Annotated in this window: 14 protein-coding genes; 5 read left to right on the top strand and 9 right to left on the bottom strand. The window is 70.6% G+C overall.

Annotated features, from left to right (window positions below; translation table 11 throughout):
- Window positions 1-24 precede the first annotated feature (24 nt).
- Complete coding sequence (locus HDC37_RS08700; protein WP_179559998.1) at window positions 25-1,020, bottom strand: MetQ/NlpA family ABC transporter substrate-binding protein; 996 nt, start codon at window positions 1,018-1,020, stop codon at window positions 25-27.
- Window positions 1,021-1,190: 170 nt separating this feature from the next.
- Between HDC37_RS08700 and HDC37_RS08695 the strand changes: the two genes are divergently transcribed.
- Window positions 1,191-2,168 carry an ATP-binding cassette domain-containing protein gene (locus HDC37_RS08695; protein WP_179559997.1) on the top strand — a complete coding sequence of 326 codons (978 nt, stop codon included), beginning with the start codon at window positions 1,191-1,193 and terminating at the stop codon, window positions 2,166-2,168.
- Window positions 2,165-3,034, top strand: coding sequence for an ABC transporter permease (locus HDC37_RS08690; protein WP_179559996.1), 870 nt, complete (start codon window positions 2,165-2,167; stop codon window positions 3,032-3,034). Before HDC37_RS08695 ends, HDC37_RS08690 begins: the two co-directional genes overlap by 4 nt.
- Here HDC37_RS08690 and HDC37_RS08685 read toward each other — a convergent pair.
- Window positions 3,024-3,845, bottom strand: a complete 822-nt coding sequence (locus HDC37_RS08685; protein WP_218869502.1) for a hypothetical protein — start codon at window positions 3,843-3,845, stop codon at window positions 3,024-3,026. The two genes, HDC37_RS08690 and HDC37_RS08685, sit on opposite strands and share 11 nt — an antisense overlap.
- Window positions 3,846-4,036: 191 nt before the next feature.
- Window positions 4,037-5,023 (bottom strand): LacI family DNA-binding transcriptional regulator, encoded by a 987-nt coding sequence (locus HDC37_RS08680; protein WP_179559994.1) that lies wholly within the window; start codon window positions 5,021-5,023, stop codon window positions 4,037-4,039.
- Between the two features lie 136 nt (window positions 5,024-5,159).
- Between HDC37_RS08680 and manD the strand changes: the two genes are divergently transcribed.
- Window positions 5,160-6,398, top strand: coding sequence for a D-mannonate dehydratase ManD (gene manD, locus HDC37_RS08675; RefSeq protein ID WP_179559993.1), 1,239 nt, complete (start codon window positions 5,160-5,162; stop codon window positions 6,396-6,398).
- Window positions 6,395-6,928 carry a gluconokinase gene (locus HDC37_RS08670; RefSeq protein WP_308472149.1) on the top strand — a complete coding sequence of 178 codons (534 nt, stop codon included), beginning with the start codon at window positions 6,395-6,397 and terminating at the stop codon, window positions 6,926-6,928. The genes manD and HDC37_RS08670 overlap by 4 nt, the downstream gene beginning before the upstream one ends.
- Before the next feature lie 2 nt (window positions 6,929-6,930).
- Here the strand turns inward: HDC37_RS08670 and HDC37_RS08665 are convergent, their stop codons facing one another.
- Together HDC37_RS08665 and HDC37_RS08660 are read right to left on the bottom strand one after the other, a co-directional pair.
- Window positions 6,931-8,646, bottom strand: a complete 1,716-nt coding sequence (locus tag HDC37_RS08665; protein WP_179559992.1) for an alpha-keto acid decarboxylase family protein — start codon at window positions 8,644-8,646, stop codon at window positions 6,931-6,933.
- 164 nt (window positions 8,647-8,810) lie between these two features.
- The gene (locus HDC37_RS08660; protein WP_218869498.1) at window positions 8,811-9,287 is read right to left on the bottom strand and encodes a GNAT family N-acetyltransferase; all 477 of its coding nucleotides are present in this window, start codon (window positions 9,285-9,287) and stop codon (window positions 8,811-8,813) included.
- Window positions 9,288-9,348: 61 nt separating this feature from the next.
- Between HDC37_RS08660 and HDC37_RS08655 the strand changes: the two genes are divergently transcribed.
- Entirely contained in the window at window positions 9,349-9,618 is a 270-nt protein-coding gene (locus HDC37_RS08655; RefSeq protein WP_124292477.1) for a hypothetical protein, read from the top strand.
- 21 nt (window positions 9,619-9,639) lie between these two features.
- Here the strand turns inward: HDC37_RS08655 and HDC37_RS17530 are convergent, their stop codons facing one another.
- Genes HDC37_RS17530 through HDC37_RS08635 form a run of 4 tightly spaced genes read right to left on the bottom strand, consistent with a single transcriptional unit; the run spans window position 9,640 to window position 13,662 of the window.
- Complete coding sequence (locus HDC37_RS17530) at window positions 9,640-10,464, bottom strand: glycosyltransferase family 2 protein (RefSeq protein WP_179559990.1); 825 nt, start codon at window positions 10,462-10,464, stop codon at window positions 9,640-9,642.
- The gene (locus HDC37_RS08645) at window positions 10,461-11,465 is read right to left on the bottom strand and encodes a glycosyltransferase (protein WP_179559989.1); all 1,005 of its coding nucleotides are present in this window, start codon (window positions 11,463-11,465) and stop codon (window positions 10,461-10,463) included. Before HDC37_RS08645 ends, HDC37_RS17530 begins: the two co-directional genes overlap by 4 nt.
- Entirely contained in the window at window positions 11,462-12,616 is a 1,155-nt protein-coding gene (locus tag HDC37_RS08640) for a glycosyltransferase (RefSeq protein ID WP_179559988.1), read from the bottom strand. The genes HDC37_RS08645 and HDC37_RS08640 overlap by 4 nt, the downstream gene beginning before the upstream one ends.
- Entirely contained in the window at window positions 12,613-13,662 is a 1,050-nt protein-coding gene (locus HDC37_RS08635; protein ID WP_179559987.1) for a glycosyltransferase, read from the bottom strand. Before HDC37_RS08635 ends, HDC37_RS08640 begins: the two co-directional genes overlap by 4 nt.
- Between the last annotated feature and the right edge of the window lie 140 nt (window positions 13,663-13,802).

The following is a 13,802-nucleotide window of genomic DNA, read 5'->3' as shown; positions in this document are numbered from 1 at the left end:
TGTCCTCTCTGCGCACCGCCGGGCTCAGCCCTGCGCGGCCGCGGCTTCCAGGTCGGCGAGCTTGGCGCGGAGGTCGTCGATGTCGACGTCGACCAGGACGGTGTTGCCGAAGTACTCCTCCTCCAGGGCCTCGGCGACGCGCGGGTCGGCGTACGCCTCCTGCAGGATGTCCCACGCCGGGTTGTCGACGTCGTCGGCACGGGTGGCGACGACGTTGACGTAGGGCAGGTTCTTCTCGTCGAGCGAGTCGTCGAGGAAGAGCGCGTCGTCTGCTCCGATCCCCTGCGACGGGTCGAAGTACGAGGTGCCGACGATCACGGCGGCCAAGCTCGGGTCTTCGAACTGGAGCGGAATGTCTCGGGCGGGGAGCGGCACGAACTGCAGGTTCCGCTCGTTCGACTCGATGTCGTCCACGGTCGGGAAGTCACCGGCGTCGTCGGAGAGCTCGATGAGCCCGGCCGACTCGAGGATGTTCAGGGCCCGGCCGCCGTTCGACGGGTCATCGGGGATCCCGATCCGAGCGCCGTCGTCCAGGCCGTCGACGTCGTCGAGGGTGGCCGAGAAGATGCCCCACTGGGTGATGACCGTGGAGAAGACCGGCGTGATGTCCGCGTCGTTCTCGGTGTTGAAGGCGCTCAGGTACAGGATGTGCTGGAACGCGTTGGCGTCCACCGTTCCGGCCACGAGCTCGGTGTTGGGGAGCACCCAGTCATCCACGTTCAGCCACTGCACCTCGAGACCCTTCTCGGCGGCGACCTCGGCGATGGTGTCCTGGAACACACTGTCTTCGGCGGTGGCGATGGTGACGCTCAGATCGTCGGGCGCGGCCGAGGCTTCCGCGGCGTTCGCGGCCGGCTCGGTGCTGCCGAGGTTCGCGACGATCGCGACGGCTCCGGCGACGAGGCCGACGACGGCGACGGCACCGACCGCGATGGCGACGGTGCGGCGCTTCTTCTTCTGCGCGGTGAGGGCGGTGCGAAGGTCGCTTTCGCCGGACGGGGTGGGAATCTCTTCAGACATGATCGGTCTCCTGGATGCTGCGGACGTGGCCTGTGGGCAGTCAGTAAACGGGCCGCCCGCGGCGGGTCGCAACGTGTGTCGTCACGGTTCGCAAGGGTGCGTCATACGGCGTCGCACGGCGTCATGTTTCAGGGTGACGGGATGTCACACGCGAGGAGTACCATCCGGCCATGGCATTCATCGAGGCCCGAGACCTCGTCAAGACGTACCGGCCCAAGGGCGCGCCCGAGGTCCGCGCACTCGACGGCCTGACCCTGCAGGTGCCGGAGGGGACGGTCACCGCCCTCCTCGGCCCGAACGGCGCGGGCAAGACCACCACTGTGAAAGTGCTCACGACCCTGATCCGCCCTGACTCCGGTCAGGCGAGCATCAACGGCGTCGACGTTCTGGCCGACCCTCAGGCGATCCGCCGGATGAGCGGCGCGAGCGGGCAGTACGCCGCGGTGGATGAGAACCTCACGGGGTTCGAGAATCTGCTGATGGTGGGCCTGCTCTACCACCTCGGGAGGCGCCGCGCGACGCAGCGCGCTCGTGAGCTGATCGAGCTATTCGACCTCGTCGACGCGCAGAACCGCCCGGTCAAGGGGTTCTCGGGCGGCATGAGACGGCGGATCGACCTGGCGGGCGCGCTGGTCATCAATCCTCCCGTGCTGTTCCTCGACGAGCCGACGACCGGGCTGGATCCGCGGAGCAGACTGGCGCTCTGGGATGTCATCGAGTCTCTCGTCGCGGGCGGTACGACCCTCCTGCTGACGACCCAGTACCTCGAGGAGGCCGACCGCCTGGCTGATTCGATCTCGATCATCGACACCGGAAAGGTGATCGCCGAGGGCACCGCCGATGAGCTGAAGGCCTCGGTCGGCGGCCAGCGCGTGGCGGTCACCCTCGTCGATGGACGCGACGCCGACGCGGTCACCGAGATCCTCCGGCGCCGGGGCACCGGGGCCGTCGTGGCCGACGGCGAGCGCACGCTCGTCGCGCCGGTGGCCGACGGATCGGCAGCCCTCAGCGGGGTCATGGCCGACGTGGCGGCGGCGGGAATCGAGCTTCACGACGCCGGCATGCGTCGACCGACCCTCGACGACGTCTTCCTGCAGCTCACAGGCCATTCCGCCGAGAGCACCACCGATGAGGAGGCTGCGGCATGAGCACGACGGCGCGCGCGAGCGGCGGGTCGACCGCCGCCCTCTCCACCACTCTGCAGGCTGAGCCGGGCACACCCTTCAGCCGCTTCCTGTCCGACGGCTACGTCGCGACCTGGCGGAACATCAAGAAGATCGTCCGCGTCCCCGACATCCTGGTCTTCACCCTCATCCAGCCGATCATGTTCGTGCTGCTGTTCACCTTCGTCTTCGGTTCGTCGATCGCGGTGCCGGGCGAGAACTACACCTCGTTCCTCATGGCGGGGATCTTCGCGCAGACGATCGTGTTCGGGTCGACCTACTCCGGCTCGGCGATGGCGCAGGACCTCAAGGACGGCATCATCGACCGGTTCCGCACGCTGCCGATGAACGGGTCGGCGGTGCTGGTCGGCCGCACGGTCGGCGACCTGGTCATCAACGTGTTGTCCCTCGTGGTCATGATGGGCACGGGGTTCGTCGTGGGCTGGCGCGTGGAGTCGTCGGTGCCGAGCTTCCTTGCGGGCGTCGGGCTGCTGATGCTGTTCTCCTACGCCTTCTCGTGGGTGATGGCGTTCCTCGGGCTGGTGGTGCGCAGTCCAGAGGTGATCAACAACGCGTCGTTCCTGATCCTCTTCCCGCTCACGTTCATCTCCAACGCCTTCGTTCCGAGCGAGAACCTCCCCGGCCCGCTGCGGGTGTTCGCCGAATGGAATCCGGTGTCGGCGCTCGTGCAGGCTGCGCGTGTCCTCTTCGGCAATGTGCCGGCGGGGGCGCCCGTGGCGGATGCGTGGCCTCTGCAGCATCCCGCGATCTACGTCCTCGGGTTCGCGGTCGTGATGCTCGTCGTGTTCGTGCCGCTGTCCATCAGACGTTTCGCCACCCTCAGCCGCTGAGAGGACGGCCTGCGCCGGGGCGAGCGGAGCCCGCGGGCCGCACCATCGCGCCGACGATCGCGGCGGGAAGGACGGGGGCGAGGATCACGTAGCCGAGGCTCGCCCACCCGAAGACCAGGGCCTGGTAAACGGCGATCGTGGCGACGCCTGCCGCGAAAGCGGAAGCACCGGCGATCAGCCCCACCCGCAGCGGCCGTGCGCGAGAGCCGGCCGCCACGAACGCGATGACACCGTTGGCGAGCACCGGCGCGATGAACAGCCCCTGCACCGACCAGGTGAGACTACCCTCCGCCGAGATCGGGGCCGACACCGCCACGGCGAACAGCACCGACGCGACCGCATAGCCGACGAACGAGAGGCAAGCCACCACCACGGCGCGAAGGACCCTCTCGGCCCGCGCCGGGAGCTCTTCGACGACGGGACCGGGATGGCGGGCGAACCACGCGACCACGACGCTGAAGAGCAGCAGCTGGACCAGCACCTCGGGAAGACCGAGCACGTGATACCAGAGCGGAAGGGTGCTGTACACGACACCCTCGATCGATGAGGGCGCGGCCGCCGGCGTCGAGATGATGCCGACTCCGACGAGAAGGAGCCACAGGCGAAGCCACCCCCACCGCGCGCCGATCACCGAGCGGAAGGGGAGCAGGACGAGGGCGAACACGACGCCTCGCGCGACCTGCACGAGCGGCCCGACGAACGACGCCACCGACCCGAACTCCCTCATGTAGTCGCGGATGACCGGTTGAGCGAAGACGCTCTCATAGTCGATCGCGAGCGCCGCGATGAGGCCCACCGCGAGATAAGTCACGACATGCGTCGCGGTGACGCGAACGATCCACAGTCCGACCCCCGATGGTCGCCGTACGACGGCGACAGCGTGAGTGTGACGAGTTTCCGCCGGCTCGATTCCCGTCATTCGCCGACCTCCGATCCGACACCATCGTCGTGCGATCCCTGGGCAGTGGTGAGACGAAGGTCCCGCAGGCTCATCGGTCGGGCTCAGCGAAGCGAGGTGTGCGTGCGCACCGGTCCGGTCGACTCGCGTACGAGCAGGTGCGTGGGGATGAGGGTCGTCCCCCCTCGCGGCGGCTCACCGTTCAGCGTCGCGATGAGTCGACTGGCGGCCAGTCGACCGGCCTGCTCGGTGTCTCCGGCGATCGTGGTCAACGGTGGCGCACTGAAATCGGCCCCGAAGATGTCGTCGCAGCCGACGACGCTCACGTCATCGGGCACGCGGATGCCGCGCTGGCGCAGTCGCTGGAGGACGCCGATCGCGAGCAGGTCGTTGAAGGCCACACACGCCGTCGCCTCGGTCACGAGCAGGGCGTCGGCCGCTGCCACTCCCCCCGTCCGGGTGGGGGCGTACGGGCCGACCAGGACGGGGGTGAGGCCCTGGGCGAGAACCTGCTCCTCGAACTCCTTCCCGCGCCATCGGTTCTGCCACGATCCGGGCGGCCCCGAGATGAAGGCGATGGTGCGGTGACCCAGAGCCTTCAGATGGTCGACCGCCTGCGTGAGGCCGGTGCGGATGTCGATCAGCACCCCCGGGATCTCCTCCTGCTGCCGGTTGATCACGGTGAGCGGGAGGGCGTCAGCGGCTTTCGCCAGCGCCGCCGCATCCAAGCGGGTCGCGGAGAGGATGACGCCGTCGACGACCTGCGAGATCTGCTGGAGGATCTCGGCCTCGGTTCGGCCGGACTCACCGGTGTCGATGAGCAGTTGCATGAAGCCGGCGGTCCGAAGCTGCTCCTGGGTCGACCGGATGATGTCGAAGTAGAACGGGTTGGTGATGTCGGGGACGAGCAGCCCGACCAGACCCTTCCGCTCGATCGTGCGCGGTGCCACCGGATAGCCGAGCTCGCGTGCTGCCTCCAGGATGCGTTGCCGCGTCTGCTCGTTGATGCGTCCCGGTGAGTTCAGCGCCCGCGACACCGTCGAGGCGGCGACGCCCGCGCGCTCGGCGACGTCTTTCGCGGTGATGCGCACGGGTGCTCACGGTCCTTCTGCCGGGGTGCAGCGGTGGCTCGCAGAGGATGGCAACGATTGGCAATTTGTTGACGCTACGTGCGGCCCGCGTTTCCATAGCATGCCACTCCCCTCCCCAGAACCGGAAGGACGACCCGTGCTCATCGACAAGGCCGACGTCATCGTCACCAGCCCCGACCGCAACTTCGTGACGCTCAAGCTCATCACCGACGACGGCCTCACGGGCCTCGGTGACGCGACGGTGAATGGTCGGGAACTGGCCGTGGTCACCTACCTCAGCGAGCATGTGGTGCCGCTCCTCATCGGCGCCGACGCCTCGAAGATCGAAGACACCTGGCAGTTCCTCTACCGGTCGGCGTACTGGCGCCGGGGCCCCGTCACGATGGCGGCCATCGCGGCGGTCGATATGGCCCTGTGGGATATCAAGGGCAAGGCGGCCGGGATGCCGGTGTATCAGCTGCTGGGAGGAGCGAGCCGCAACGGGCTGATGGCGTACGGACACGCGTCGGGCAAGGAGCTGCCCGAGCTGTTCGACTCGATTCGCGCGCACCAGGAGCAGGGGTACAAGGCGATCCGCGTGCAGACGGGCGTCCCGACTCTGAAAGCGATCTACGGCATCGCCGCGCAGGGCGCCGACGTGGGCGATGCGACCGTGCGCTATGACCACGAGCCGGCCCGACGCGGCGCGAAGCCGGTCGAGGAGGACTGGGACACGCGCGCTTATCTGAATCACCTCCCCGGCGTGTTCGAGGCGGTCCGGAACGAATTCGGGCCCGACATCCCGCTCCTTCACGACGGTCACCACCGGTTGACGCCGATCCAGGCGGCGCGCCTGGGCAAGGACCTCGAGCCCTACGACCTGTTCTGGCTCGAGGACTGCACACCGGCGGAGAACCAGGAGGCTCTGCGCCTGGTGCGCCAGCACACCACCACCCCGCTCGCGATCGGCGAGATCTTCAACACGATCTGGGACTTCAAGGACATCATCCGCGACCAGCTCATCGACTACGTCCGCGGCGCCGTCACGCACATGGGCGGGATCACACCGCTGAAGAAGACCCTCGACTACGCCGCGATGTACCAGATCAAGTCGGGCATGCATGGCCCCACCGACATCTCGCCGGTGGGCATGGCCGCGGCGATGCACCTGGGGCTCGCGATCCACAACTTCGGGATCCAGGAGTACATGACCCACGGCGCGAAGACCGACAAGGTCTTCCAGCAGTCGTTCACCTGGACCGATGGGTACCTTCACCCGGGCGACCAGCCCGGGCTGGGGGTCGAACTCGATGTCGATGAGGCGGGCAAGTACCCTTACGAGCGGGCGTACCTGCCCTACAACCGACTGCTGGATGGGACGGTGCACGACTGGTGAGTTCTGCTCTGCACTCCCCCGTCATCGTGATGGGCGTCTCCGGCGCCGGCAAGACGACGGTGGGCATCGCGCTGGCGGCCGCTCTGGGGGCACCCTTCGTCGACGCGGACGACCTGCACTCCGACGACGCCCGAGAGAAGATGGCGCGCGGCGAGCCGCTCACCGACGACGACCGTTGGCCCTGGCTCGCGCGCGTGGCCGCGCGACTCGCCGACGTCGACCAGCCGGCCACCGTCATCGCCTGCTCGGCGCTCAAGCGCGCGTATCGCGACGCCCTGAGAGCCGAGCGGCCCGACATCGCCTTCATCCATCTCACCGGCACCCGTGGCCGGGTGGCCGAGCGGCTGCGCCATCGGGCCGGGCACTTCATGCCGTCGGCGCTCCTGGAGTCGCAGCTGCAGACGCTCGAGCCCCTCCAGGCCGATGAGCTTGGCGCCGCGGTGTCGGTCGAGGGCGACCCCGCACAGGTCACCCGCGACGCGATCGCCGCCCTCGAGCGGCTCTCGGTGGCGGCGGCGCGGGCGTCGTAGGGTCAGCCCTTCGGCCGGTTCGCGGCCGCCGCGGCGGCGGCGATCGTCCGCAAGACCGGCGGCACGTCCTGCGGCGGGACGACGGCCTGGATGAGCGTCAGAGACGTGGACTCGCGCGCCTCGGAGAGCGCGGCGTGCAATCCCGCGGCGGTGTCGACACGGATGCCGCGGGCCGACCCCCTGGCATCCATCGCCCTCATCAACTTCACCCAGTCCCACGTGCCGATGTCGTTGTAGGCCTCGTTCGCGCCGTGGATGACCCGCTCGACGGTGTACCCGGCGTTGTCGACGATGACCACCACGGCGGGCACACCGCGGCGCAGGAGCGTACCCAGTTCGCCCACGGTCATCTGGGCGGCGCCGTCGCCGATGAGGAGCACCGGCCGCCGATCGGGGACGGCGAGCGCCGCGCCGAGCACCGCCGGCAGGGTGTAGCCGATCGAGGCCCACAGGGGCTGCCCGACGAAGGTGACACCGCCGGGCAGGCGGTGATCGGCCATGCCGTAGAACGATGTGCCCTGATCGGCGAAGACGATGTCGCCGGGCCTGAGGAAGTCAGCGACCTCGCGCCAGAGTGCCTCCTGCCCGAGCGGGGTGTCCACACCGGGCTCACAATCACTGGAGGTCGTCAGGGTCGCGCGCGTGGGCGCAGCATCCGTCGCGCTCGCACGATCACCGGCGCCGGTTCCGGCGAGGACCTCGGCGACGATGTCCAGCGCGTCGGTCATTGTCAGGGGCGTGAAGATGCGCCCATCCCACGACACCGCCTCGCCGCCGATCTCGATCGCCCGGGCCGGATCGATGCGCTGCGAGAAGAAGCCGCTGGTCAGATCGGTGAACTGCACGCCGGCCATGACGAGCAGATCGGCATCTTCCACCGCGACCCGCACGTGCTCGTCGCTCGACGCACCCAGGTACGAACCGAGGTACCCGGGCGCCGACTCGTCGACCACGCGGCGCCCCCAGAGCAGCGTCGCGTGGGGCACGCCGAGGGTCGTAACGCGATGCAGGTGGTCCTCGGCACCGAGACGCGAGACGAGGATGTCGGCGAGCAGCGTCACGCTCGACGCGTACGTCATCCCTTCGACCAAGCGCGCGCGGAAGTCGGCCGCGACGCCTGCGTCAGTGACCCCGGGATGCTCGGGGAGCGGCGCGGAGGGCGGGGTGGCGGGTGCGGCGGCGACATCGGCGGGGAGCACGAGGTAGCCGGGAAGGCGACGGTCGCGGGCCTCCATCACGACGCTGTCGATCTCGTCGGCGTACCCCCCGGCGGTGACGGTCGCGTGTGCCGCGGCGACCTCCGCGGTCATTCGGGCGAAGTGTCCGAAGTCGCCGTCACCCAGGGTGTGGTGCGTGGCCCGACCAGCCGCCCGCGTGGCGGTCGTCGGGGCACCGACGATGTGGACGACCGGCACGTGCTCGGCGCGGCTGCCCGCGAGTGCGGCGATCGCCGACAGTTCCCCCACCCCGAAGGTCGTGCACAGCGCCCCCAGTCCGTGAAGTCGGGCGTAGCCGTCGGCGGCGTAGCCTGCGCCCAGTTCGTTCGCGCAGCCGACCCACTCGATGTCGGGGTGGGCCTGCACGTGGTCGAGGAAGGCCAGGGTGAAATCCCCCGGAACGCCGAAGAGGTGCCGCACACCGGCGCCCGCGAGCCGATCGAGCAGATAGTCGCCGACGGTGTACACGCCTTCCGGCGTCGCCTCTGCCTGAAGTGCCACGCCGCCCCCATCCGCGACACCTGCGAGGAGTCGTCGGTGACACGCTAGCGGCGATGGTCCTCTGACGTCTGACGCGGCCAGCCCGCCGTCCCGAACTCCTGCAGAATCTGCGGAAAGCCCCTGGTAGAGCCGAACGGGGCCGGATCGGCCCCGAAGTGCAGGAGTTAGGGACGCGGCAGCTGGAACGGGGTGCTCACGTGGGCGAACGGCCACGCCTCCGCGATCCACCGGGGAACGAAGGCGTCCAGCGCATCGCGCCACGCGTCGGGGGCATCCTGGGCGATCCACCACGACACCTCCGCGGCAGCCCCATCAGGCCTGTCGGGGAGCGGATCGATGTAGACGCACCCGAGCAGCCGCGCCTCGTCGTCGGTCAGGACGGCGTAGTTGAACGACGTGTGCGATTCCATGTCGGCGGCGTGATGGGCGAGGTCCTCCTCGTCCTCCTCATGCGTCATCGACGCCGGCGGCCACCCCCACGCCTCGCCGTACATCTGCCAGAGCATGTCGCGGTTGGCCATGACGGTGACCATGTCGATGTCGACGTCGCTCGCGCGGATCGGACGGAGGTGCACCCCGTCGACGAGCGGCACCGACCCCGGGTGCACGAAATCCGGCGGCAGCCACGGCTCTTCGCTCACCGTTCCCCCTCGGGTCACGGCCACCGGCGCATCGGCGGCCTCGCTCTGACAGTATCGAGTCATGTCGAACGCCGCCGCACGCACCCGCAACCCCACTGCCTGGGCCGCCTTCTGGGTCGGGCTCGCCGGCCTCGTCCTCATGCCGATCCCCCTCTTCATCGGGCTGATCCTCGGGGGAGGTCTGTCGCTGGTCGCCGCGGTTCTGGTGGTGATCGCCCTGCTCAAGGGCCTCGCCCGCAGCGGCAAGGGCATCGCCCCCGTGGTGTTCGCGGCGATCTTCGTGCTGCTCACGTGGGGCGGCATCTCGATCGGGGGCGGCACCATCTGGTGACCTGCCACCGACGCTGAGCGGTCAGGCGGCGACGCGGCGGAACCCGTCGCCGTGCGGTTCGACCGCGCCGGCGGCGACGAAGGCGTCGATCCAGCCCCGCATCGGCCACTCCCCCCACGTGCGGGCGAATCGCGCGCCGTTTCGCAGGATGTCATCGAGGTGACGCCACGGCGGCGTGCCCGCCGGATGCCACTGGTGGTAGGCGTGCGCCCCGCCGACCCACTGCAGGCCCACCTCTGCAGCCCGCGCGCGCCGAGCGAAATCGGTGTCCTCCGCGCCGTACCCCTCGTAGACCTCGTCGAAGCCGTCGAGTCGGCGCCAGGTGGCGGCGGTGACGGCGAACGAGAGCGACCAGAAGAGGTCGTACTCGTCGGGCGCCGCGGAGCCGGTGTCGCCCGGCGCCGGGTTCGGTCGCGCGGGATGCGGGCGCGTCATCGCATCGAGCTCGGCGAGGCGCTCCGGGCGCTGCGCACTGGCGAGATAGGTGACCGGCCCGCAGGAGAGGTCGGACGGATGACGACGCAGGGCCTCGAGGTACCGGGTGAGCAGCGTCGACCCCGGCAGACAGTCGACGTCGAGGAAGACCATCGCGTCGACACCCTCGGCAAGGGCGATGCGGGCGCCCTCGTTCCGCGCCGCCCCGACCCGGACTCCGTGACGCCCCGGCGGAACGTGCGCGCCGAGGATGCCGCGCGACGCGGGAGCCGCCTCGGCGTCCAGTCCCACCTCGACACGGACCACCTCGGCACCCGGGGCGCGAACGCCCGCGAGGAATGCACGCTGACGGCGGAGGTGGTCCTCACGGTTCCGCGACCACGCGGTGACGACCGCGACGCGCCGCGTCACACCCGCACCTCGGCGATGACGGCCGCCGCACGCGCCGCGGCTCCCCGCACCTGCCAGCCGCGCCAGTCAGGCGCCCTCAGCGCGGCGCGCTCGACGAGCGCCGCGATCTCGTCGGCATCGGCCGACGCGGGAGCGACCTCCGCCCATCCGCCGGCGGCCAGCACGCGCCCGGTCTCGCCCTGCTCGTCGAAGGGCCGCTCCTGCGGCACGACGACCGCCCGCGCATTCGCCGCGGCGAGATCCGCGACGCTGTTCTGCCCGGCCGCGCTGACGACGACGCCCGCCCGGGCGATCATGGGCCACACGTCGTCGACGCGATCATCGTCGCCGGTCCCTGCCGTCTCGACCGTCCACCCGGCGTCGCCGAGCAGGGTCGCCGCGCGTCGCAGCACGGATTCCGGGAGGGTCCGCCCCAGGAACAGCACCCGCTGCCCCGCCGCGCCGCCCACGTCACACCCGTCGTACCGCGACACCCCGCCGACACGTCGGACGCGATCGTCGAAACCCGCGAGGCCCTCGGCCGGGATGGTGCCGGCCGCCCACGGCGCGAGGATGCGGTCGGCCATCTCGTACGCCATCCGGTGCGGGCGATCCGTCCGACGCCCCGGCTGCGCGACGACCACCGTCGGGATCCCGAGCAGGCGCACGAACGTCGCCACTTCCGCGCTCACGTCGATGACGAAGGCCGACACCTCGATCGCGGCGGCCCAGTCGGCGATGACCGCGAGCCGTCTGCGGTGCCCGGGGTGCGCGATCGGTGCCCAGTGCAGCGCGCCGCGCGCGGTCTCGTCGCCGAAGTGTCGCGCAGAACGCAGCACACCGTCCGCGCCGACGATGTCATCCGCATCCGCGGGGAGGGTCACCCACCGCACGCCGGCGGAGAGGCCGGCGGGCTCGGGCAGGGAGGAGAAGACGGTGACCTCGTCGCCGAGGTGCGGGAGGATCGCCCGGAGGCGGGTGGCGTGCCCCCATCCGTGGTGATGGACGTACCAGCCGATCATGCCCCGACCGCCGAGGGCACGACGTCCGCCGAGACGAGCGCGGAAACCCCCCACCCCGAGGCGGCGACCGACAGCACCCGCTCGATCTCGCGGTGACGCTGCTCCAGCGAGTAGCGCGCCACCGCGGCATCCCTGATCCGACCGCGAGGAAGACCCCAGCGTGAGAGCCCGGCAAGCCCCGCGGCGGCGCGCGCGAGCGCGCTGACGTCGCCGGTCGGCACGACGGCCGCGGCGGGCATACCGGCGATCACCTCGCCGATGCCGCCCGCGTCGAAGGCGGCGACCGGCGTACCGGTCATCAGCGCCTCGGCGGCGACGAGACCGAACGGTTCGTCCCACACCGGGGTGACGATCGCCACCGCCGATGCGCCGATCACTGCGCTCAGCCCGGGGAGGCTCGTCGGGCCGAGGAACTCGATCCCGCCGCCGAGGAGAGGTTCGATCTCGCTGGCGAAGTAGGTGACGTCGCCGATCCGGCCCGCGATCCGCAGGCGCGCCCCGGCCCGACGCGCGGCGCGGATGGCCAGGTGCGGCGCCTTCTCAGGAACGATCCGCCCGAACCACGCCCAGTCCGTCCCGCCCGGGCCGAGACGCCACTGATCGGCGTCCACGCCGTTGGGGAAGACGAACGAGTCGACGCCCGCCTCCGACCAGGCCCGGGCCGTGAACTGGCTCACGGCGAGGAAGCGGTGGGGCTCTCGGCCCGAGAGGCGGCGCGAGGCCTCGACCATCCCGGGCAGCGGAGGGGTGTGCAGCGTCGTCACCACCGGCAGCCCGAGGTCGCGGGACCACAGGATCGGGTCGCCGTGGAGGCTGTGGTTGTCGACGACGTCGACGGGCAGCATCCCGGTATCGAGCAGCTGCCGCACCCGGTCGAACGCCTCACCCATCCGCCGCTCGTGTCCACGGGGACTCAGCGAGTCGGAGGCGTCCTCCGGTCGATCCCAGCGCGGACGGGGAAGCCGCAGCTCGGGGTGCGCCCCGAGGAAGTCGGAGCCATCGGCCGCGCACAGGAACACCGTGTGTCCCTGACGCCGCAGCCACCGCACGCGGTTCCAGACCACCGCCTCCAGACCGCCGGCGTGCGGCTGGCGGAGTGCGTGCCGTTCGGGCGCGACGACCAGGACCCGCAGGCGCTCCACCCCGCTCATCGCCGCGCCCCCGCGGCCAGGCGACCCTGCGCCCTCTCGTCGATGACGCGTCGATACAGCGCGAGGTGTGCGGCGCGGACCTCGTCGCGTTCGCGACGGCGCGCCCGGCGCCGGGCGTCGCGCGCGGCCGGTTCGTCGGCCGCCTGTCGGACGACCCGACAACGGCGGATCGCCGCGGCGAGAGACGCGGGCTCGTCGAGGTCGATGGCGAAGAAGGACGAGGGGTGCTGCGACGCGATCTGACCCACCGCGGTGCCCGCGACGGGCACCCCGAGGTCGAAGCAGAGCTCCACCCACCCCGAGTGCGTGCCGTGACGATAGGGCAGGACGAACAGGTCGAGCCCCGAGAGCCATGCCTCGATGTCGGCATCGGTCATGCGAGCCGTGCGTCGCAGGTGCACGGCGGGGTGCGGCGCGGCGAGCGCGTCCACACGCGCGGCGAGGTCGGCGTCGCGCACCCGCTCGTTCATGAGGATCTCGATGACCACCGGCGCCTCGCCGCCCCCGAGCGACTCCGCGGCCGCCGCCGCGGCGCGCACGGCAGCAGTGGCGTTTATGTTCGGCCGGAGGTCGCGCAGGTGCATCCCGACGCGCACCGTCTCTCCTTGCGCTGCGGGCGCGGCGGCGCCTCCTGCGTGCTCAGCCAGCAGGGGGTGGGGGATGATCTCGCACGTGCGACCCCACCGGCGGAGGACCTCGGCGCCGGCACCGGCCGTGAGGGTGATGAGGTGGTCCGCGCCCGGGACGATGACATCGAGCAGCTCGCCGTACCCGGTCTGATCGATGAGCTGCGGATTCTCCAGGTCGTGGACGGTGTAGACGACCGGAAGGTCGAGGTCACGAGCGGTCGCGAGCGCCGACCCGAGTTCTGCGGGTGAGAACGACTCGAGTCCGAAGTGCACGTGCAGCGCGTCGACCCGGTCGGCGTTCCGCCTCAGCCACCCCGCCGTGAGAGCGACGGGCGGCCACCACTGACCGTCGGGAGCGCCGGGCACAGGCGGATCGGGAAGGACGTCCACGAAACGGCGGTCGGTGATCGCTTCCACGTAGGGATGTGCGGCGGGAATCGAGGCGATGCGGACGAGGCCGATGACGGTGCGTATGTCTTCTCTCCCTCCGCCCGTCGAGCGCTCCGCGTTACCAGATCCGCGCAGACGTCGCAATGGATACGGGCGAGGGAGGGACG

Origin of the sequence: Microbacterium sp. AK009 (genome assembly GCF_013410955.1) — a bacterium.
Classification (GTDB): domain Bacteria; phylum Actinomycetota; class Actinomycetes; order Actinomycetales; family Microbacteriaceae; genus Microbacterium.
The sequence above is the reverse complement of the archived record's forward strand: the minus strand, read 5'-3'. Positions and strand labels throughout refer to the sequence as shown.

Bases quoted from the DNA above. Each gene is read 5' to 3' on its own strand.
- HDC37_RS08695 (WP_179559997.1), top strand. From the start codon at position 1,191: ATGGCATTCATCGAGGCCCGAGACCTCGTCAAGACGTACCGGCCCAAG.
- HDC37_RS08645 (WP_179559989.1), bottom strand. From the start codon at position 11,465: ATGATCGGCTGGTACGTCCATCACCACGGATGGGGGCACGCCACCCGC.
- HDC37_RS08640 (WP_179559988.1), bottom strand. From the start codon at position 12,616: ATGAGCGGGGTGGAGCGCCTGCGGGTCCTGGTCGTCGCGCCCGAACGG.
- HDC37_RS08700 (WP_179559998.1), bottom strand. From the start codon at position 1,020: ATGTCTGAAGAGATTCCCACCCCGTCCGGCGAAAGCGACCTTCGCACC.
- HDC37_RS08655 (WP_124292477.1), top strand. From the start codon at position 9,349: ATGTCGAACGCCGCCGCACGCACCCGCAACCCCACTGCCTGGGCCGCC.
- HDC37_RS08690 (WP_179559996.1), top strand. From the start codon at position 2,165: ATGAGCACGACGGCGCGCGCGAGCGGCGGGTCGACCGCCGCCCTCTCC.